The organism is Streptomyces sp. NPDC030840, assembly GCF_055572015.1.
Genome location: NZ_JBVIEE010000004.1, coordinates 336,142 through 357,255 on the forward strand (window position 1 = coordinate 336,142; position 21,114 = coordinate 357,255).

Annotated in this window: 15 protein-coding genes; 9 read left to right on the forward strand and 6 right to left on the reverse strand. The window is 72.0% G+C overall.

All coding sequences use genetic code 11. The features are described from left to right. Nucleotides 1-16: 16 nt before the first annotated feature. Both ACZ49J_RS11885 and ACZ49J_RS11890 read right to left on the reverse strand, forming a co-directional pair. Complete coding sequence (locus tag ACZ49J_RS11885; protein ID WP_467451373.1) at nt 17-655, reverse strand: TetR/AcrR family transcriptional regulator; 639 nt, start codon at nt 653-655, stop codon at nt 17-19. 15 nt (nt 656-670) lie between these two features. Then, a complete protein-coding gene (locus ACZ49J_RS11890; protein WP_467451374.1) occupies nt 671-1,471 on the reverse strand; it encodes an SDR family oxidoreductase in 801 nt (266 codons plus the stop codon). Nucleotides 1,472-1,582: 111 nt separating this feature from the next. Here ACZ49J_RS11890 and ACZ49J_RS11895 point away from each other — a divergent pair, with 111 nt between their 5' ends. Both ACZ49J_RS11895 and ACZ49J_RS11900 read left to right on the forward strand, forming a co-directional pair. After that, the gene (locus tag ACZ49J_RS11895) at nt 1,583-2,722 is read left to right on the forward strand and encodes an acyl-CoA dehydrogenase family protein (protein WP_467451375.1); all 1,140 of its coding nucleotides are present in this window, start codon (nt 1,583-1,585) and stop codon (nt 2,720-2,722) included. A gap of 61 nt (nt 2,723-2,783) precedes the next feature. Next, complete coding sequence (locus tag ACZ49J_RS11900) at nt 2,784-3,764, forward strand: acyl-CoA dehydrogenase family protein (protein WP_467451376.1); 981 nt, start codon at nt 2,784-2,786, stop codon at nt 3,762-3,764. Between the two features lie 52 nt (nt 3,765-3,816). Here ACZ49J_RS11900 and ACZ49J_RS11905 read toward each other — a convergent pair whose 3' ends face one another. Beyond that, nucleotides 3,817-4,545 (reverse strand): vWA domain-containing protein, encoded by a 729-nt coding sequence (locus tag ACZ49J_RS11905; protein WP_467451377.1) that lies wholly within the window; start codon nt 4,543-4,545, stop codon nt 3,817-3,819. A gap of 232 nt (nt 4,546-4,777) precedes the next feature. Here ACZ49J_RS11905 and ACZ49J_RS11910 point away from each other — a divergent pair, with 232 nt between their 5' ends. Together ACZ49J_RS11910 and ACZ49J_RS11915 are read left to right on the forward strand one after the other, a co-directional pair. After that, the gene (locus ACZ49J_RS11910; RefSeq protein ID WP_467451378.1) at nt 4,778-5,710 is read left to right on the forward strand and encodes a rhomboid family intramembrane serine protease; all 933 of its coding nucleotides are present in this window, start codon (nt 4,778-4,780) and stop codon (nt 5,708-5,710) included. 212 nt (nt 5,711-5,922) lie between these two features. Beyond that, entirely contained in the window at nt 5,923-6,828 is a 906-nt protein-coding gene (locus ACZ49J_RS11915) for a chitosanase (RefSeq protein WP_467451379.1), read from the forward strand. Between the two features lie 442 nt (nt 6,829-7,270). Here ACZ49J_RS11915 and ACZ49J_RS11920 read toward each other — a convergent pair whose 3' ends face one another. The 3 genes from ACZ49J_RS11920 to ACZ49J_RS11930 form a co-directional block, all read right to left on the reverse strand. Further along, a complete protein-coding gene (locus ACZ49J_RS11920; RefSeq protein ID WP_467451380.1) occupies nt 7,271-8,731 on the reverse strand; it encodes a glutamate synthase subunit beta in 1,461 nt (486 codons plus the stop codon). After that, on the reverse strand, nt 8,724-13,319 hold the full coding sequence (gene gltB, locus ACZ49J_RS11925; protein ID WP_467451381.1) for a glutamate synthase large subunit: 4,596 nt from the start codon (nt 13,317-13,319) through the stop codon (nt 8,724-8,726). The genes ACZ49J_RS11920 and gltB overlap by 8 nt, the downstream gene beginning before the upstream one ends. A gap of 375 nt (nt 13,320-13,694) precedes the next feature. Then, entirely contained in the window at nt 13,695-14,423 is a 729-nt protein-coding gene (locus ACZ49J_RS11930; RefSeq protein ID WP_467451382.1) for a VIT1/CCC1 transporter family protein, read from the reverse strand. 492 nt (nt 14,424-14,915) lie between these two features. On the opposite strand from ACZ49J_RS11930, the gene ACZ49J_RS11935 reads away from it, so the two are divergent. Genes ACZ49J_RS11935 through ACZ49J_RS11955 form a run of 5 tightly spaced genes read left to right on the forward strand, consistent with a single transcriptional unit; the run spans nt 14,916 to nt 21,114 of the window. Next, nucleotides 14,916-16,040 carry an ADP-ribosylglycohydrolase family protein gene (locus ACZ49J_RS11935; RefSeq protein WP_467451383.1) on the forward strand — a complete coding sequence of 375 codons (1,125 nt, stop codon included), beginning with the start codon at nt 14,916-14,918 and terminating at the stop codon, nt 16,038-16,040. After that, entirely contained in the window at nt 16,037-17,320 is a 1,284-nt protein-coding gene (locus tag ACZ49J_RS11940; RefSeq protein WP_467451384.1) for an ADP-ribosylglycohydrolase family protein, read from the forward strand. The genes ACZ49J_RS11935 and ACZ49J_RS11940 overlap by 4 nt, the downstream gene beginning before the upstream one ends. A 7-nt stretch (nt 17,321-17,327) precedes the next feature. After that, a complete protein-coding gene (locus tag ACZ49J_RS11945; protein ID WP_467451385.1) occupies nt 17,328-18,530 on the forward strand; it encodes an ADP-ribosylglycohydrolase family protein in 1,203 nt (400 codons plus the stop codon). Between the two features lie 11 nt (nt 18,531-18,541). Further along, a complete protein-coding gene (locus ACZ49J_RS11950; protein ID WP_467451569.1) occupies nt 18,542-19,921 on the forward strand; it encodes an ADP-ribosylglycohydrolase family protein in 1,380 nt (459 codons plus the stop codon). Then, a complete protein-coding gene (locus tag ACZ49J_RS11955; RefSeq protein ID WP_467451386.1) occupies nt 19,909-21,114 on the forward strand; it encodes a CaiB/BaiF CoA transferase family protein in 1,206 nt (401 codons plus the stop codon). Before ACZ49J_RS11950 ends, ACZ49J_RS11955 begins: the two co-directional genes overlap by 13 nt.

Below are 21,114 nucleotides of genomic sequence, written 5' to 3' on the forward strand. Positions count from 1 at the left end.
TCAACAGCGGAAACAACTATTCGCGTACGGCGATTCCGTCCAGCACCATCGACAGGTACTGGCGGGCGATCTCCTCCGGGCTGTGCTGTCCGCCGGGCCGGTACCAGGAGGCGGCGACCCACACCGTGTCGCGTACGAACCGGTAGGTGAGCCGGATGTCGAGGTCGGCCCGGAACACCTCGGCGGCGACCCCGCGCTCCAGCGTGGACAGCCATGCCTTCTCGAATTTGCGCTGCGACTCGGCGAGGAACGCGAAGCGCTCCTGCGGGGCGAGCTGTTTGGACTCCTTCTGGTAGATGGCGACGGCGGCGCGGTGCCGGTCGATCTCCCGGAAGGACTCGGTGACCAGGGCCTCCAGGGTCTCCCGGGGCCCGAGTGCGGCGTCCAGGACCGCGTCGTAGCCGTCCCAGAGTTCGTCGAGGAAGGTCCGCAGGATCTCCTCCAGCATCGATTCCTTGGAGTCGAAGTGGTAGTAGAGGCTGCCTGCGAGCATCCCGGCGTGATCGGCGATCTTACGGACGGTGGTGGCGTTGTAGCCCTGCTCGGCGAAGACCTCGGCGGCGGTGTCGAGAAGTTCGCGCCGCCGTTCCGGTACGGCGGTCACCTCGGGCTTTTTCTTCGCGGGCTTCGGTGGCTTCGTAGGCTTCGTAGGCACGGACACATTGTGGTCCTAGGGGTGTTGGCTGCTGACGGCGACGACCTCGCCGGTCATGTAGGACGAGTAGCCGGAGGCCAGGAAGACGATCACGTTGGCGACCTCCCAGGGTTCGGCGTACCGGCCGAAGGCCTCCCGTGCCGTCAGCTCGGCGAGCAGCTCGGGGGTCGTCACCTTCACGAGGTGCGGGTGCATGGCGAGGCTCGGCGCGACCGCGTTGACCCGGACCCCGTACTCGGCGGCCTCCAGGGCCGCGCACCGGGTCAGTGCCATGACACCCGCCTTCGCGGCCGCGTAGTGGGCCTGGCCGGCCTGGGCGCGCCAGCCGATCACGGAGGCGTTGTTCACGATCACGCCGCCACGGCCGCTCACGCCTGACTCGCCGAAGGCCCGCAGGGCGGCCCGTACACACCGGAACGTGCCGTTCAGCGTCACGTCCAGCACCCGCGACCACTGCTCGTCGGTCATCTCGACGAGCGGGGCGGTACCGCCGAGTCCCGCGTTGTTGACCACGATGTCGAGGCCGCCGTGCCGGCTCCGGGCCGCGTCGAAGAGCGCCTGGACCTGGGTCTCGTCTGTGACGTCGCACGGCTGGGCGCCGACGGCGTGCTCGCCGAACTCCCCGGCCAGCTCCTCCTCGTACTCCTTGAGCCGCCGGACGTGCGCGTCGCTGATCAGGACGCGCGCACCCTCCTGAAGGAACCGGCGCGCGGTTGCCCCGCCGATCCCGGCGCCCGCGGCCGCGGTCACGACCGCCGTGCGCCCTCGCAACAGTCCGTGACCGGGCACGTACGCCGGGCTCTCGACGTCTGTCATAGGGCCACGCTAACCTACCAAACACTTGTTAGGGAAGAATCGCGGCCGGAGAACGCCTGCCGGGGAACGGCAGCCGACGCATGCCGGTGAAGGACGGAAGGACGGTGACCGGTGGACCTCACGCTCTCCCCCGCCGACGAGGCGTTCCGCGCCGAGGCCCGTGCCTGGCTCGGTGCCCACGTGCCGGCCGAACCGCTGCCCTCCCTGGAGACCGAGGAGGGCTTCGCGGCCCACCGCGCCTGGGAGGCCGCGCTCGCGGCGGACCGCTGGTCGGTGGTGTCGTGGCCCGAGGAGTACGGGGGCAGAGGTGTCGACATCTTCCGCTGGCTGGTCTTCGAGGAGGAGTACTACGCGGCGGGCGCCCCCGGCCGGGTGGGGCAGAACGGCATCAGCCTCCTCGCCCCCACGCTCTTCGACCACGGCACCGAGGAGCAGCGGGCGCGGGTACTGCCACCGATGGCGACCGGCGAGACGGTCTGGGCGCAGGCGTGGTCGGAGCCGGAGGCCGGGTCCGACCTGGCCTCGCTCACCTCGCGTGCGGTGCGCACCGACGGAGGCTGGCTCCTGAGCGGGCAGAAGACGTGGTCGTCGCGGGCGGCGTTCGCGGACCGGGCGTTCGGCCTGTTCCGCAGCGAACCGGGCCTGCCGAAGCCCCATCAGGGGCTGACGTACCTGATGTTCGATCTGCGCGCGCCAGGTGTCACGGTCCGCCCCGTCGGCCGCCTCGACGGCAAGCCCGCCTTCGCCGAGCTGTTCCTCGACGAGGTCTTCGTTGCGGACGAGGACGTGATCGGTGAGCCGGGCCAGGGCTGGCGCATCGCCATGTCGACGACCGCCGAGGAGCGCGGGCTCACCCTCCGCTCCCCCGGCCGCTTCCTCGCCGCCGCCGACCGGCTGGCCGCGCTCTGGCGGGAGCGCGGCCAGGACCCCCTCGTCCGTGACCGCGTGGCCGACGCCGTGATCGGGGCCCGCGCCTACCAGCTCTTCACGTACGGAGCCGCCTCCCGCTCCACCGTGGGTGAGCGGCTCGGTCCGGAGTCCAGTCTGAACAAGGTCTTCTGGTCCGAGTACGACATCGCCCTGCAGGAGACCGCCCTCGACCTCCTGGGCGAGGAGGGCGAGCGGGCGGACACGCACTGGTCGGAGAGCTACGTGTTCTCCCTCGCGGGCCCCATCTACGCCGGCACCAACGAGATCCAGCGCGACATCATCGCCGAGCGCCTGCTCGGCCTCCCGAAGGGCCGCCGCTGATGCCTCTTCTCCTGCGGAAGGTGCGCCGCACCCCGGCCCGACGCTCGGAAGGGGCCTCTTGATGCGCTTCCTCCTCGACACCGAGCAGCGAGCCTTCGCCCACTCGCTGGACGCGATGCTGACGGCCGCGGACACCCCCTCGGTCGTACGGGCCTGGAGTCGCGGTGATCACGCGGCGGGACTCGCGCTGTGGCGCCGGGTCGCGGAGGCGGGCGTCTTCGCGCTGGCCGCACCGGAGGCGTACGAGGGAGTGGGCCCGCTTCCCGTCGAACTCGCGGTCGCCTTCGTGGAGCTGGGACGTCATGCCGTGCCGGGCCCACTGGTGGAGACGGTGACGGCGACCGTTCTGCTCGCCGGGCTGGACGACCCGGGACCCGCCAAGCGCCTGCTCCCGGCGCTGGTGACGGGAGAGTCGACGGCGACAGTCGCGCGGGCCGGGTCGTACGCCCTGGACGGGGACTCGGCCACGACCCGCCTGTCCCTGACCGCCGACGGCGCACTGCGTCTCGCCCCCGGCCACGATCCCGTCCGCCCCTCCCTGGACCCGGCCCGACGCCTCACACTCCTGCACCCCGACGGTGAACTCCTCGCCATCGCGCCGCCCTTCGCCCACGCCTTGCTCTGGGCCCGGCTCGCCACGGCCGCGCAGGCGCTCGGGGTCGGGCTGGCGCTGCTCGACAGGACGGTGGGGTATGTGCGGCAGCGGACCCAGTTCGGCGCGCCCGTGGGCTCGTTCCAGGCGGTGAAGCACCGGCTGGCCGACGCGAAGGTGGCGCTGGAGTTCGCGCGCCCACTGGTGTTCGGTGCGGCGGTCACCCTGGACCCGGCCGATGTGGCCGCCGCCAAGGTCACCGCCTGTGAGGCCGCGTACGTCACGGCCCGTACGGCCCTGCAGCTGCATGGCGCGATCGGTTACACCGCCGAGTACGACCTCTCGCTGTGGCTCACCAAGGCCCGTGTCCTGCGCGCGGCGTGGGGCACACCGGACGAGTGCCGGGAGGTGGTGCTCGGTGATGTCAGTGGTGGTGCGCGCCGCTCGTGAGCTCACGGCACTCATCGGCCGCCGGCTCCGGAATGCGGCTGTCGGGCGGTTGTCACGCCCGTCCCGTCACGATCCCCTGGGCCCGTGCCGCCACCAGCCACTTCGGGAACTCGCCCACCAGCCGGTCGTAGAGCTCCCCGTCGGAGACCCGCCCCGGGTCGGAACCGGCGTGGAAGAACCCGGCGTTGTCGACGACCCGCTTTCCCGGCACCGCCAGCTCGTCCAGCTTGCGCAGGAAGTCGAACTGCTTGCTGCCCGGGTCTCCGAAGCCGATGAACTGCCAGAACAGCGGCAGCCTGGCCGCCTTGCACAGATACCGTTCCGCGGCGAGTTTGTTGATGGGCCCGCCGTCGGTCTGGAAGACGACGAGAGCGGGGTGCCGCGAGCCGCTGTCCAGGTAGTGGTCGATGACGGCGTCCATGGCCAGGTGGTAGCTGGTCTTCCCCATGTGACCGAGCCCGGCCACGATGCGCTCGACACGGCCCCGGTGGTCGGCGAGGGCGATGTCGGTGACGGCGTCGACGTCCGTGGAGAAGAACACGACGGGCACGATCCCGTCGTCGTCGAAGTGCGCGGACAGCCCGAGCACACGGTCGGCGAGCGCCTGCACGCTGCCGTCCTTGTAGTACGGCTTCATCGAGCCGCTGTAGTCGACGACGAGGTACACGGCGGCCCGCTGCCCGTCGAGCCCGTGCTTGGCGAGCGAGACACCCGCTGTCTTGTAGAGGCTGACGAGCGCGGGCGCGGTCTCCTCCACCTTGCTGAGGCTGATCGCTGCCATGCGGGTTCCTTTCGGGTCCGTTCAGGCCGGTCCGGGCCGGCTCGGTCCGAGACGGCCCAGGCCCGGACCGAGACGGCCCAGGCCCGGACCGAGACGGCCCAGGTCCCGGGCGGGACGCCGAGGCTACCGCCATGGCGGCCCCTTCCTCCCCTCCCTCCACAGGCGTTCGCTATTTTGTTCGCCGCCGTCCCCACCGGCTCACCGTCAGACCGCACCCCACAAGGAGCCGGCCGTGGAACCCGAGTCGCCGTCCGAGTCCGCCGTCACCACGTGCTACCGCCACCCCAAGGTGGAGTCCCACGTCCGCTGCACCCGGTGCGACCGGTACATCTGCCCGGACTGCATGCGGGAGGCCGCCGTCGGGCACCACTGCGTGGAGTGTGTGCGGGAGGGCGCCCGGTCGGTCCGGGAGGCGCGCACGGTGTTCGGCGGGCGCATCACCACGACGCCCCTCGTGACGTACACCCTCATCGTCCTGAACGTCCTCGCCTACCTGGCCGAGGTCGTCCACCCGGAGACCCTGGAACGTTTCTCGATGCTGGGCGCGAGGCTGACGGGACCGGACGGCGGTCACTACGTCTGGCAGAACACCTATCCTCCCGGATTCGCGCCCGAAGGCGTCGTCAACGGCGAGTGGTTCCGCCTGTTCACCGGCACCTTCCTGCACCTGCCACCCACACAGGGCACGTTCGGAATCCTGCACATCGTGATGAACATGGTCACGTTGTGGAACGTGGGCCGGGTGGTGGAGGCCCAGCTCGGCCGCACCCGGTACCTCGCCCTGTACCTGCTGTCCGCTCTGGGCGGCTCGGTCGTGGTGCTCCTCCTGGCACCGACCGCGAGCACGGTGGGGGCGTCGGGGGCGCTCTTCGGCGTGAGCGCCGCGTACTACGTCCTGGCCCGCCGTCTCGGCGCCGACCTGAACAGCGTCAACCGCTTCATGGCGGGCCTGCTCCTGTGGTTGGTTCTCTCCGCGGCGTTCACCTCCTGGCAGGGCCACCTGGGCGGCCTGCTGACAGGCTCGGCGGTGGCCCTGGCCTTCGCACACGCGCCCCGCGGCGGCCGCCGCGCGCTGGTGCAGGCGGGAGCGTGCGTGGCGGTACTGGTCGTGCTGGTGCTGCTCGCGGTGGGAATGGTGTCGGGGCTGAAGAACGGGACGGCCTGAGGAACCCGGGCACGCGGCGGGGGCAGGACACCCGGCGGAACCAGGACAGGCGGCGGGCCGCCACCAGGCATTCGGCAACGGGGCCTGGGTGGCCGCCCGCATTGGGGCACTGGCGCCACAGTCCACACTGTTCGCCGCTCCACAGCGGGCGCGCAGGCACCTCACATCACTCCCTTCGCACACCCACACACCGTCCACATACGCTATGCGCCATGAAACGCGCCGGTTGTCTCCTGTTTGCCGCCGCCCCGCTCGTCATCACGGCGGCGGTCTACGTCTTCACGCCCGAGCCCTCGGACCCGGACGTACCGGGAAGCCGGGTCTCCGCGTCCCAGCAGGCCCGCAAGGACGCCAAAGCGCGGGCCGAAGCCGAGCGCGCCGCCGACGAGAAGGCCATCGCCGCGGCGCCCCCGGGCCTGGCCGCCCCCGCGAAGAAGGAGCTGGCCCAGAAACTGGTGGCGAGCGCCGAGAACTCGACCCTCGACTGGCGCGGGACGTACGGCTACATCGAGGACATCGACGACGGCCGCGGCTACACGGCGGGCATCATCGGTTTCACCACCGGCACCCACGACCTGCGCGCACTGGTGGAGCGCTACACGAAGGCCCACCCCGACAACGGCCTCGCCGAGTACCTCCCCGCCCTGCGCGAGGTGGACGGCTCGGACTCCCACGACGGCCTCGACCCGGGCTTCACCAAGGCCTGGCGGGCGGAGGCGAAGCTCCCGGCCTTCCGCAAGGCCCAGGAAGCCGAACGCGACCGCATCTACTTCGACCCCGCGGTCCGCCTGGCCAAACTCGACGGCCTCGGCACCCTCGGACAGTTCGTCTACTACGACGCCATGGTCCTCCACGGCCCCGGCATCGGCCCCGACGGCTTCTACGGCCTCCGCGAACGCGCCCTGCAGGAGGCCGACACCCCCTCGGAGGGCGGTCGCGAGAAGGCCTACATCGACATCTTCCTCGACATCCGCCGGGCGGCCATGAAGGCCGAGGACCCCGACCGCGACACCACCCGCATCGACACGGCCCAGCGGCAGTTCCTGTACGACGGGAACCTGGAGCTGAGGACGCCGCTGGTGTGGCAGGTGTACGGGGAGACGTTCCGGGTGCCGTGAGGCACGGTCAATCGTCTCTCCTGCCGAGACCTCTTCTCGTCCTGAAGGGCCAGGAAGATTTCGGCAAGCTCGCCCACATTCCGCGCTGGTCGTCATCGGGCTTCTGATCACTGGGTTCGTGACACTGATCGTGGCTTCATGGCTGGGTGTGCTCGCCGTCCACGGACGACTCGGCGAGGAGATCATGCTGGAGGCGAGCAGGCTGCCCCAGTACGAGAAGGACCGCACGCGTACCGTGTGGCGGCTCTTGGTGGGCCCGCTGGCTCGCCTTCGTCGGCGTTTTCGCCATCTGCGGTGCCGTCATCGTCAGCTGGGTCTGGCCCACCGAGTAGGCGCACATGCGACGGCGCCCGCCCAGGTGTCCGGTCGGGGACAAGGGCAGGCGCCGTCTGTGTTCCGTACGCCGTTGTACGGGACGTTGTGGGTTGTTACCGAGCAGCCGTCAGACCACCAGCGCCCGGTCCGTAGGCCGGATCGGCGCCGGCAGGTCGCTCGCGCCCGTGAGGAAGCGGTCGACCCCGCGGGCGGCCGAGCGGCCCTCCGCGATGGCCCAGACGATGAGCGACTGGCCGCGGCCGGCGTCGCCCGCCACGAACACGCCCGGCACGTTGGTCTGGAAGTCGGCGTCGCGGGCGATGTTGCCGCGCTCGTCGAGGTCCAGGCCGAACTGCTCGACGAGCCCGTTCTCGCGGTCGGTGCCCGTGAAGCCCATCGCCAGCGTCACCAGCTGGGCGGGGATCTTGCGCTCCGTGCCCGGCTTCTGGGTCAGCTTGCCGTCGACGAACTCGACCTCGACGAGGTGCAGCCACTGGACGTTGCCGTCCTCGCCGCCCTCGAAGTGGGTGGTCGAGACGGAGTAGACGCGCTCGCCGCCCTCCTCGTGGGCCGAGGTGACCTTGTAGAGCATCGGGAAGGTCGGCCACGGCTGGTGGGCGGCGCGCTCCTCGCCCGGCTTCGGCATGATCTCCAGCTGGGTGACCGAGGCCGCGCCCTGGCGGTGGGCCGTGCCCACGCAGTCCGCGCCCGTGTCACCGCCGCCGATGACCACCACGTGCTTGCCCTCGGCCGAGATCGGCGGGGACACGTAGTCGCCCTCCTGCACCTTGTTCGCCAGGGGCAGGTACTCCATCGCCTGGTAGACGCCGTTGAGCTCACGGCCGGGGACCGGGAGGTCACGGGCCATCGTGGCGCCCGCGGCGATCACGACCGCGTCGTACCGCTTGCGCAGGTCCGTCGCCTTGAGGTCGCGGCCGATCTCGATGCCCGTGCGGAAGCGGGTGCCCTCCGCGCGCATCTGCTCGATACGGCGGTTGATGTGCCGCTTCTCCATCTTGAACTCGGGGATGCCGTAGCGCAGAAGGCCGCCGATGCGGTCCGCGCGCTCGTACACCGCCACGGTGTGGCCGGCCCGGGTCAGCTGCTGGGCGGCGGCGAGACCGGCGGGGCCGGACCCGACGACCGCGACCGTCTTGCCGGACAGGCGCTCGGGCGCCTGCGGCTTGACGTCTCCGCTGTCCCACGCCTTGTCGATGATGGAGACCTCGACGTTCTTGATGGTGACCGGCGGCTGGTTGATGCCGAGCACGCACGCCGCCTCGCACGGAGCGGGGCACAGACGGCCCGTGAACTCCGGGAAGTTGTTCGTGGCGTGCAGGCGCTCGGACGCCTCGGTCCAGTCCTCGCGGTAGGCGTAGTCGTTCCACTCGGGGATCAGGTTCCCCAGCGGGCAGCCGTTGTGGCAGAACGGGATGCCGCAGTCCATGCAGCGCGAGGCCTGCTTGGAGATGATCGGGAGCAGCGAGCCCGGAACGTAGACCTCGTTCCAGTCCTTGACGCGCTCGCCGACCGGGCGGGACTTGGCGACCTCACGGCCGTGGTTCAGAAAGCCCTTCGGGTCAGCCATTGATCGCCGCCTCCATCATCTTCTCGTGCGTCTCGGACTCGGAGAGACCGGCTCGCTCGGCGGCGTCCTTGGCGGCGAGCACTGCCTTGTACGTGCTGGGGATGATCTTGCTGAAGCGGTCCACGGCCACGGACCACTCCGCGAGGAGCTTCTCGGCGACGGTCGAGCCGGTCTCCTCGGCGTGGCGGCGCACCACGTCGTGCAGCCACTGCTTGTCGGTGTCGTCGAGGGCCTCGATGGCGTCCACGTTGCCGACGTTGACGTTGTCGCGGTCGAGGTCGATGACGTACGCGATGCCACCGGACATGCCGGCCGCGAAGTTGCGCCCCGTCTCGCCCAGGATCACCGCGTGGCCGCCAGTCATGTACTCGCAGCCGTGGTCGCCCACGCCCTCGGACACGACCGTCGCGCCGGAGTTGCGCACGCAGAACCGCTCACCCGTGCGACCGCGCAGGAACATCTCGCCGCCGGTCGCGCCGTACGCGATGGTGTTGCCCGCGATCGTCGAGTACTCGGCGAGGTGGTCGGCGCCCCGGTCGGGACGGACGATCACCCGGCCGCCGGAGAGGCCCTTGCCGACGTAGTCGTTGGCGTCGCCCTCCAGGCGCAGGGTCACACCGCGCGGCAGGAAGGCGCCGAACGACTGGCCCGCCGAGCCCGTGAAGGTGATGTCGATCGTGTCGTCGGGCAGACCGGCCCCGCCGAACTTCTTCGTCACCTCGTGGCCGAGCATCGTGCCGACCGTGCGGTTGATGTTGCGGACCTTGACCTGGGCGCGCACCGGCTGGGCGTCCTTCGCGTCGGAAGCGGCCAGCGCGTCCGCCGCGAGCTTGATCAGCTCGTTGTCGAGCGCCTTCTCCAGGCCGTGGTCCTGCTCGATCAGCTGGTGGCGCACCGCGCCCTCGGGCAGCTCGGGCACGTGGAACAGCGGCTCCAGGTCCAGGCCCTGCGCCTTCCAGTGGTTCACCGCGCGGGTCACGTCGAGCGCCTCGGCGTGGCCGACGGCCTCCTCGATGGAGCGGAAGCCCAGCTCGGCGAGGATCTCGCGGACCTCTTCGGCGATGTACCGGAAGAAGTTCACGACGTACTCGGCCTTGCCGGTGTAGCGCTCGCGCAGGGTCGGGTTCTGCGTGGCGATGCCGACCGGGCAGGTGTCCAGGTGGCAGACGCGCATCATGACGCAGCCGGAGACGACGAGCGGCGCGGTCGCGAAACCGAACTCCTCGGCGCCGAGCAGTGCGGCGATGACGACGTCACGGCCGGTCTTCAGCTGGCCGTCGGTCTGCACGACGATGCGGTCGCGCAGGCCGTTGAGCAGCAGCGTCTGCTGGGTCTCGGCGAGACCGAGCTCCCAGGGGCCGCCCGCGTGCTTCAGCGAGGTCAGCGGGGAGGCGCCCGTACCGCCGTCGTGGCCGGAGATGAGCACCACGTCCGCGTGCGCCTTCGACACACCGGCCGCGACCGTGCCGACGCCGACCTCGGAGACCAGCTTCACGTGGATGCGGGCCTGCGGGTTGGCGTTCTTGAGGTCGTGGATCAGCTGGGCCAGGTCCTCGATGGAGTAGATGTCGTGGTGCGGCGGCGGGGAGATGAGGCCCACGCCCGGCGTCGAGTGCCGGGTCTTCGCCACCCACGGGTACACCTTGTGGCCGGGCAGCTGGCCGCCCTCGCCGGGCTTGGCGCCCTGGGCCATCTTGATCTGGATGTCGTCCGCGTTGACGAGGTACTCGCTCGTCACACCGAAGCGGCCGGACGCCACCTGCTTGATCGACGAACGGCGTGCCGGGTCGTACAGGCGCTCCGGGTCCTCGCCGCCCTCACCGGTGTTGGACTTGCCGCCCAGCTGGTTCATGGCGATGGCCAGCGTCTCGTGCGCCTCGCGCGAGATCGACCCGTACGACATGGCGCCGGTCGAGAAGCGCTTGACGATCTCGGAGGCCGGCTCGACCTCGTCGATGGAGATCGGCTGCCGGTCGGACTTGAACCCGAACAGGCCGCGCAGCGTCATCAGACGCTCGGACTGCTCGTTCACGCGCTCGGTGTACTTCTTGAAGATGTCGTAGCGGCCCGCGCGCGTGGAGTGCTGGAGGCGGAAGACCGTCTCCGGGTCGAACAGGTGCGGCTCGCCCTCGCGGCGCCACTGGTACTCGCCACCTATGTCCAGCGCGCGGTGCGCCGGGGCGATGCCGGAGGCCGGGTAGGCCTTGGCGTGGCGGGCGGCGACCTCCTTGGCGACGACGTCGATGCCGACACCGCCGATCTTGGTGGTCGTGCCGTTGAAGTACTTCTCCACGAAGGCGTCGTCGAGACCGACGGCCTCGAAGACCTGGGCACCGCGGTAGGAGGCCACGGTGGAGATGCCCATCTTGGACATGACCTTCAGGACGCCCTTGCCGAGCGCGTAGATCAGGTTGCGGATGGCCTGCTCGGGCTCGATGTCCGACAGGAACGTCCCCGCGCGGACGAGGTCCTCGACGGACTCCATCGCCAGGTACGGGTTCACTGCCGCGGCGCCGTAGCCGATGAGCAGGGCGACGTGGTGGACCTCGCGGACGTCACCGGCCTCGACCAGCAGGCCCACGTGGGTGCGCTGCTTGGTGCGGATGAGGTGGTGGTGGACGGCCGCGGTGAGCAGCAGCGACGGGATCGGGGCGTGCTCGGCGTCCGAGTGGCGGTCCGAGAGGACGATCAGGCGGGCACCGTTGTCGATGGCGGCGTCGGCCTCGGCGCAGATCTCCTCGATGCGCGCGGCGAGGGCGTCGCCGCCGCCGGAGACCCGGTACAGGCCGGAGAGGGTCGCGGCCTTCATCCCGGGCATGTCGCCGTCGGCGTTGATGTGGATGAGCTTGGCCAGCTCGTCGTTGTCGATCACCGGGAAGGGCAGGGTGACCGAACGGCAGGACGCGGCCGTGGGCTCCAGCAGGTTGCCCTGCGGGCCCAGCGAGGAGCGCAAGCTGGTGACGAGCTCCTCGCGGATGGCGTCCAGCGGCGGGTTGGTGACCTGCGCGAACAGCTGGGTGAAGTAGTCGAAGAGCAGCCGGGGGCGCTCGGACAGCGCGGCGATCGGCGAGTCCGTGCCCATGGAGCCGATGGGCTCGGCGCCGGCCTTGGCCATCGGCGCGAGGAGGACGCGCAGCTCCTCCTCGGTGTACCCGAAGGTCTGCTGGCGGCGGGTGACCGAGGCGTGGGTGTGCACGATGTGCTCGCGCTCGGGCAGGTCGGACAGCTCGATCTCGCCGGCCTCCAGCCACTCCGCGTACGGGTGCTCGGCGGCGAGCTCGGCCTTGATCTCGTCGTCCTCGATGATGCGGTGCTCGACGGTGTCGACGAGGAACATGCGGCCCGGCTGGAGGCGGCCCTTGCGGACGACCTTGGACGGGTCGATGTCGAGGACGCCGACCTCGGAGCCGAGGACGACGAGGCCGTCGTCGGTGACCCAGTAGCGGCCGGGGCGCAGACCGTTGCGGTCCAGCACGGCGCCGACCTGGGAGCCGTCGGTGAAGGTGACGCAGGCGGGGCCGTCCCAGGGCTCCATCATCGTGGAGTGGTACTGGTAGAAGGCGCGCCGGGCCGGGTCCATGGAGTCGTGGTTCTCCCACGCCTCCGGGATCATCATCAGCACGGAGTGCGGGAGCGAGCGGCCGCCGAGGTGGAGCAGTTCCAGGACCTCGTCGAAGGTCGCCGAGTCGGACGCGTCCGGCGTACAGATCGGGAAGATCCGCTCCAGCTTCTCCTGCGGGCCGAACAGGTCGGAGACCAGCTGGGACTCGCGGGCGCGCATCCAGTTGCGGTTGCCCATGACCGTGTTGATCTCGCCGTTGTGCGCGACGAAGCGGTACGGGTGGGCGAGCGGCCAGCTCGGGAAGGTGTTCGTGGAGAACCGGGAGTGCACGAGCGCGATCGCGGAGGCGAACCGGCGGTCGGACAGGTCCGGGAAGAAGGGTTCCAGCTGGCCGGTGGTCAGCATGCCCTTGTAGACGATGGTCCGCGCGGACAGCGACGGGAAGTACACGCCGGCCTCGCGCTCGGCGCGCTTGCGCAGCACGAAGGCCTTGCGGTCGAGGTCGATGCCCTTGCTCGCGCTGTCGGTCACGAAGACCTGACGGAAGGCGGGCATGGTCGAGCGGGCGGTGGCGCCCAGGAGCTCGGGGGCGACCGGCACCTCGCGCCAGCCGAGGACGGTCAGGCCCTCCTCGGCGGCGATGGTGTCGATGCGCGAGACGGCGTCCTGGGTCCCGTCCTCCGGGAGGAAGGCGATACCGACCGCGTACGCGCCGGCCTCGGGCAGCTCGAATCCGGCCACCTCGCGGAAGAAGGCGTCGGGGACCTGGGAGAGGATTCCGGCACCGTCGCCGGAGTCGGGCTCGGAGCCGGTGGCACCGCGGTGCTCCAGGTTCCGCAGGACCGTGAGGGCCTGTTCGACCAGGGTGTGGGACGCCTCGCCGGTGAGGGTCGCGACGAAGCCGACGCCGCACGCGTCACGCTCGTTGCGGGGGTCGTACATACCCTGCGCAGCAGGGCGAGCATCCATGAAGGACCAGTTCTGGCCATTCGCGGAATGCTGGGACGGCTGGCGCGGCGTACGCATCGGCTCTCCCGTCGTCGTCAGTGGCATATAGCAGGTGCCGAGGGACGACGCTGGCCCTCTGCGCAAAATTTCGTGCAGATTACATGATGGAGCACTTCTCGGGAACCGAGATAGTTCGTTCCGACATGCGGACGCCGCTGGCACGCGGCGCGGGTACCGCGCGCGGCGGCGAAGTCAGGGGGAGCCGGACGGACAGATCATTGTCCGCCGACCCGGGATGCGCAGGGGGCGAGGTCGCCCACCACGGGTGCGGAGCGGGCGTCGTTGCCCGCGGCGCTTACGGCTCATGCCCAGCGGTTAAGCATTCGAAACCGCGTAGTAACGATTACTTATGCGGTCCCTCGCATAGGTAGTCGCATACGGGCAGCCGACACATCATAGGGCCGCACCGAACAAACTGCCCAGGGCGTACGTCACACCCGCCGCGGCACCCCCGAGCGCGAGCTGCCGCAGCCCGCTGAACCACCAGGTCCGCGCCGTCACCCTGGCCACGACCGCACCGCATGCGAAGAGTCCGGCGAGCGCCAGCACGACGGCGGGCCACAGGGCCGTGGCGCCGAGCAGGTAGGGCAGCACGGGCAGCAGCGCACCCAGGGCGAAGGAGCCGAAGGACGAGACGGCGGCGACGGCCGGCGAGGGCAGGTCGCCGGGATCGATGCCCAGCTCCTCCCGGGCGTGGATCTCCAGGGCCCGCTCGGGATCGCGCGACAGCTGACCGGCGACCCGCCGGGCGAGCTCGGGCTCGACGCCGCGGCTGACGTAGAGCGCGGCAAGCTCCCGCTCCTCGTCCTCCGGGTGCTTCCTCAGCTCCCGCCGCTCGACATCGAGTTCGGCCTCGACGAGTTCGCGCTGCGAGGCGACGGAGGTGTACTCGCCCGCGGCCATGGAGAAGGCCCCCGCGGCGAGCCCCGCGAGCCCGGTGAGGACGATCGCCTGCGGACCGGCGGACCCGCCCGCGACACCGGTCAGGAGTGCCAGGTTGGACACGAGCCCGTCCATCGCCCCGAAGACGGCCGGACGCAGCCAGCCACCGTTCACGTCACGGTGCGTGTGGTTGTCCCGGTGCGCTGCGTGCAGCGTCGCTTCGGTCTCGATGATGGCCACGGTTCGGGTCCCCCTCGGGTGGTGCCGACTTACCTCAACACATCGAACGTACGCGCGGAAAATCGCTCCTGCCAGCAAGGAAGGCCGTACTTACCCGCACCATCCCACCATGCGACCCGGTGGTTTCGAACCGTCAGGCACCCCCGTCCGCTCATTCGTACAGGGTTCCGCACAGATGTCGACCGGGTGATTGGCGGGGATTCCGGAAGCCGGTGGGGCGCGCGGTGTCAAAGATCCGAAGAGCAGATCAACTACTCGCAGCTGAGCGGCGCCGGGGAAGCCCGGGCGCGTTCCCGCGTCGTTCGGTGCGCGCTCCCGGCGTGCCGGACGAGGGTCCTCGTGGCGGAGCTACGTGCGCCTTGGCCGGCAAGGCGCCGGGGCCCACGCCCGATCGGCACGCAGCCGCTTCGGGTGCGGGGGCGCGCACCGGACGGCGCCGGGACGTGCCCGATCACTTCGCCGGGGTCGCTCCGGCCCTCAGAGAGGCATCGTATGGCCGCCATCGCCTGCACTCCCCCGATCCCGGCGCCCGGGGACGCCGCCGACCTGCGCGAGCGGGCGCGCGGTGCGCTGCTCGGACTCGCCGTCGGGGACGCGCTGGGCGCACCCGCCGAGAACATGAAGCCGTCGGAGATCCGCGCGCGCTGGGGCCGGATCACGGGGTACGTGTCCGAGCACCCCTGCGGCACGGACGACACCGAGTACGCGATCTTCTCCGGGTTGCTGCTGGCCCGGCACGGGTCGGCACTCACGGTCGCGCACGTGGAGTCGGCCTGGCACCAGTGGATCGCCGACCGTGACGAGGGCCCGTTCCGAGGCGCGGGCTTCAGCGAGCGCGGCACGCTGGAGAACCTGCGCCGGGGCCTCGCGGCACCGATCTCGGCCCAGCACCGGCACGCCTGGAGCGACGGCCTGGCCATAAGGGCCGCGCCGTTCGGCGTCTTCGCGGCGGGCCGCCCGGCGGAAGCGGCCCGGCTGGTGGCCATCGACGGTTCGGTGAGCCACGACGGCGAGGGCATCTACGGCGGCCAGGCGGTCGCGGCGGGCGTGGCGGCCGCGATGGGGGGCGCCCCGACGATCGCCGTGGTCGCCTCGGCCCTGGCGGTCGTCCCCGACGACTCCTGGACCGCCCGGTCCCTGCGCCGGGCGGTCGCGGCCGCCCATCTCGGTGAACGCGCGGTCCGCTCGGCCGTGGTGATCGGCGGTTACCCCTGGACGGACCTGGCACCGGAGGCCGTCGCCCTGGCCTTCGGCGCGTACGCGGCGGCCGACGGCGACTTCACCGGTGCGGTGCTCACGGCCGTCAACATGGGCCGCGACGCCGACACGACGGCGGCCGTCGCGGGCGCCCTGGCCGGCGCCACCCGGGGCGCCTCGGCGATCCCCACGGCCTGGGCCGCGGCCATCGGCCCGGCCCGGGGCAGCTGCCTGCCCTCGATGGAGGGCCACCACGTCCTCGACGTCGCGGAGTTGCTGACCCCGGACGAGTCCCCCAAGTGGGCACCCGGCCTGGTGCCGGGGCTGGCGCCCGGTCTGGTGCCGGGGCCGGCGCCCGACGACGGCCCGGACCGGGACGCGTACGTACTGGCCGGGGACGAGAAGGAGGTACGTCCGTGACCGCACGTGAATCCCTCCTCGGACCCGCGGCCGCCGACGACGGGAACTTCCCACAGGGGCCACCCGCACCCGGCAACGAAAGCAGTACCGGTGGTGCGGGTGGGAACAACAACCCGGCCGAGGGCGAAGCCGAGGCCGGAACAACCCCGCACGCCCCGACACGCACCCGGATCGAGGGCCTCCTCCTGGGCCTGGCCGCGGGCGACGCCGCCGGCTGGCCGGCCGCACGGCACCGCGCCGCCCGTATGCCGGAGTGGACACGACGCCTCACCCGCGAACTGGACACCTTCGCCGAGCAGAACGCGACGACCACCCTGCCCGTACCCATCGCGCTCAACCAGCCCCCGGAGCCGCTCACGCTCGGCCCCTCCGACGACGCGGAGTGGGCGGTGTTCGCCGCGGAGGCCGTCCTGCGGGCCGGCGACTGCGGCGCCCTGGGCGACCTCAGCCGGGCGCGCCGGATGCGCGCGGCGATCGACCTGTCCTGGAACGCCGTCGCCAGCGAGGTCGCGGCCGCCGCCGAGCGGGCACCCGAGGTCGAGTCGGCCGTCCTGCCGCTGCGCGCCCGCATCTCCGTACGGGCGGGGCTCGGCAACCTCGCCGCCGGCCTGCGCCCGCCCGCCACGGGCCACGACAACCCGCACTACTTCGACGACGCCGCGTGCGTACGGGCCTGTGTGCTCGCCATCGCCCACACCGGCGACCCCCGACTCGCCGCCGAACTGGCCGAGTTCGACGCGCGCTACACCCAGGACGGCGACGGCGTGCACGGCGCCCGCGCCATGGGAGCCGCGCTGGCGCTCGCACTCGACGGCGCGAACGTGGACGCCTGTGTCGCGGCGGCGGTCGCCGAGCTCCCCGAGGAGACGGAGATCGGCCGCAACGCCCGGCACGCGCTGCGCCTGGCCCAGGACCACGCGGGCGAGGGAACCTTCGCTCTCGTCCCACTCCTTGAGCATCAGATCGTCGACCACGTCTACAGCTACGGCATCGCGGCCGCCGAGACCGTCCCCGTCGCCCTCGCGCTCGCCACCGCCGCCCGCGGCAGGATCGCCGAAGCCGTGCCCGCCGCGGCCTGCCTGTCCCGGGTCGCCGACTCCGCCCCCGCGCTCGTCGGCGCCCTGACCGGCGCGCTCGGCGGCGCCGCCACCGTCCCGGCCACCTGGCGGGACGCCTGCCGCACCCTTTCCGGCTGTGCGCTGCCCCGCCTCACCGGTACGGATCTCGTACACCTCGCCGAACTCCTCGCAGCCACGGAACTGGCCACCCCAGGTGAATGATTCGGACATGAACCGCACTTCAGGAACAACACGCACTCAGGACACTCCGGATGAACGGGAAGGGGGCCCGGCCTTGGACGAGCGCGTCACCGGCGCTCTGGTCGGCGCGGCCGTGGGCGACGCCCTCGGCGGCCCGGTCGAGGGCTACTCCCCCGAGCAGATCGCCGAACGCCACGGCGGCCGCGTGCACGGCGTCGTCGGCCCCTGGAACGGCGACGCGTGGCGCACCGCCCGGCCCATCGCCCCGTACCACAAGGGCGACGGGCACGTCACCGACGACACCCTCATGACCCACGCGCTGGTCCGCGTGTACGCCACGGTCCGCGACCACCTCGACGCGTACTCCGTCGCCGAGCACCTGGTCCCCGACCTGATGACGACCCCGCGCTGGATCCCGGAGCTGGAGGCGGACGCCCTCCCCCTCCAGCGGATCTTCCTCGCCGAGAAGTGGCTGGTGGCCCGCCTCCACTACGGCCATGTGGACCCGCGTGAGGCCGGCGTCGGCAACATCGTCAACTGCGGGGCGGCGATGTACATGGCGCCGGTCGGCCTGGTCAACGCGGCCGACCCGCGGGGCGCGTACGCCGAGGCGCTCGACGTGGCGGGCGCCCACCAGTCGTCGTACGGCAGGGAGGCGGCCGGGGTGTTCGCGGCGGCCGTCGCGGCGGCGTGCGCGCCGGGCGCGACCCCGGACTCGGTGGTCGCGGCCTGTCTGTCCCTGGCCAAGGACGGCACCCGCGCCGCGATCGAGGCGGTCTGCGAAGTGGCCTCCCGCCACACGGACTTCGAGTCGGCGCTCCGGCCGCTGCGTGAGGCGGTCGCGCCGTACGACACCGTCGGCCCCGACTACCGTTCCCCCTCGCTGGGTGCCCGCCGCCCCTCCCGGCTGCACGCCATCGAGGAACTCCCCGTCGCGCTGGGCATGCTGGTGGTGGCGCGCGGCGACTACCGGCACGCCGTGCTCGGCTCGGTGAACTACGGCCGCGACTGCGACTCCATCGCCACGATGTCCGGCGCCCTCGCGGGCGCGCTCGGCTCTCAGGTCCCCTCCGACTGGGCGAAGCAGGTCGCCGAGGCCAGCCGCCTCGACCTGCACGCCCCGGCGGCGGTCCTCGTGGAGGTGGCGCGCGAGGTCTTCGAACGGGACGTACGCCGCCGGAGGGCGCACGAGGAGGCCTTCACGACCCTGGCTCCGGCGGCCGGCCAGTGACCCCCGTGGCGGTGACCGCCCTGCGCCTGACCTGGGTGCAGCCAGAGGACCTCCTCGGTCACGAACTGCGTCAGGCCGCGCAGGACGGCCGCGAGCCGTCGGCGATCGCCGCGCGCTGGATCGCGGCGGGCGGCCCGCCGGCCCCGGACCGCGCGGGCGCGTCACCGGAGCCCGTGTCGCCGTACCTGCGGCTGCTCGCCGAGGACCTGCTGGACGAACTGGCCGATCTGCCCAGCGGGTTGCGGGACGCGGAGCCCACCGAGCTCGACGGCATCCGGGCCCTGTGCCCCGAGTGGCCGGCCGCCGGGGACCTCGACGTCCCGGTCGGCCACGCTGCCCGTCTGGAGGCCGCGTGGCTCGGCAGGGCGGCGGGCTGTCTCCTCGGCAAACCCGTGGAGAAACTCCCGCTGCACGCCATCCGCCGGCTCGCCCGGTGCACGGGCAACTGGCCGCTGAGCACCTGGTTCACCGCGCGCGGCGTGCCCGCCGACCTCGCCGCCGCCCACCCCTTCAACCGCCGCTCGGCCGCCACCTCGCTGGCCGAGAACATCGACGGCATGCCCGAGGACGACGACCTCAACTACCCGCTGCTGGGCCTGCTGTTGCTCGGGCGCCACGGTCCCGGCTTCACCACCGCCGACGTGGCCCGGCTCTGGCTCGACGAACTCCCCGCGGGCCGCACGTTCACCGCCGAACGCGTCGCCTACCGCAACCTCCTCACCGGCATCGAGCCCCCGCGCACGGCCCGCCACCGCAACCCGTTCCGCGAGTGGATCGGTGCGCTGATCCGCGCCGACGTCCACGGCTGGACGCATCCGGGCGACCCCGCGGCCGCGGCCGAACAGGCCCACCGGGACGCGGTCCTCACCCACACCGCGAACGGCGTGTACGCGGCCATGTTCGCCGCCGCCACCCTCGCCGAGGCCGCCACCGGCGCCCACGACGTCCACCACTGCCTGCGCACCGGGCTGCGGGTCGTCCCACCCGGCTCCCGCCTCGCCACGGCGGTCCGGCAGGCGATCCAACTGGCGCGGCAGCACGAGGACTTCGACGTGGTCGTGGACGCGCTCCACACCGCCCACGCCGACTACCACTGGGTCCACGCCGTCCCCAACACCGCGCTGCTGGCCGCCGCCCTCACCCACGCCGACGGCGACTTCACAGGCTCCGTCTGCCGTGCGGTGTCGGGCGGGTGGGACACCGACTCGAACGGCGCGACGGCCGGCAGCGTCGCGGGACTCCTCGCAGGCTCACCCGCCGCCCTGCCCGAACGCTGGACCCTCCCCCTCAAGAACCGGCTCGCCACCTCGGTGGCCGACTTCAACGGCATCGGCTTCGACGCCCTCGCCCAGCTCACCCTCCGGGAGACGACACCTCGATGCACGACGTGAACGCGACGCCCGCGCCGCTGTCCGGCCTGCGCGTCCTCGACCTCGCGACCCTGTTCGCCGGCCCGCTCGCCGCCACGATGCTCGGCGACTTCGGCGCCGAGGTCATCAAGGTCGAGCACCCGCGCAAACCGGACCCGTCCCGGGGCCACGGCCCCGCGAAGGACGGCGTGGGCCTGTGGTGGAAGCTCCTCGGCCGCAACAAGCGCACGATGACCCTGGACCTGTCCACCCCGGGCGGCCGGACGACCCTGCTGCGGCTCGCCGCCACCGCCGACGTGATCATCGAGAACTTCCGCCCGGGGACCCTGGAGAAATGGGGCCTGGGCTGGTCCGACCTCTCCGCCGCGAACCCCCGCCTGGTCCTCGCCCGGGTCACCGGCTTCGGCCAGTACGGCCCGTACGCGCGCCGCCCCGGCTTCGGCACCCTCGCGGAGGCGATGAGCGGCTTCGCCGCGATCACCGGCGAACCGGACGCCCCGCCGACGCTCCCGCCGTTCGGCCTGGCCGATTCCATCGCGGGCCTGACGACGGCGTACGCGGTGATGACGGCCCTCGCCGCTCGGGAGCGGACGGGCGAGGGCCAGGTCGTCGACATGGCGATCATCGAGCCGATCCTCACGGTGCTGGGCCCGCAGCCCCTCTGGTACGACCAGCTGGGCCACGTCCAGCCACGCACGGGCAACCGCACGCAGAACAACGCGCCCCGCAACACCTACCGCACGGCGGACGGCCGCTGGGTCGCCGTCTCGACGTCGGCCCAGTCCGTGGCGGAGCGGGTGATGCGGCTGGTGGGCCGCCCCGAACTGACCACCGAGCCCTGGTTCACGACGGGTGCCGGCCGGGCCCGCCACGCGGACGTCCTGGACTCCGCCGTGCAGGCATGGGTCTCCCGCCGCACCCGGGAGGAGGTCATCGCGGCCTTCGAGAAGGCGGAGGCGGCGGTGGCCCCCATCCAGGACGTACGGGACGTGATGCGGGACCCCCAGTACGAGGCGCTCGGCACCCTCACGACCGTCGACGACCCCGAGCTGGGCCCCCTCCGCATGCAGAACGTCCTCTTCCGCCTCTCCTCCACACCCGGCGCGATCCGCTGGGCCGGCCGGCCGCACGGCGCGGACACGGAGGCCGTCCTGACCGAGCTCGGCCTGACGGAAACGGAGCTGGCCGAGCTGCGCGCGGAGGGCGCCCTGTGA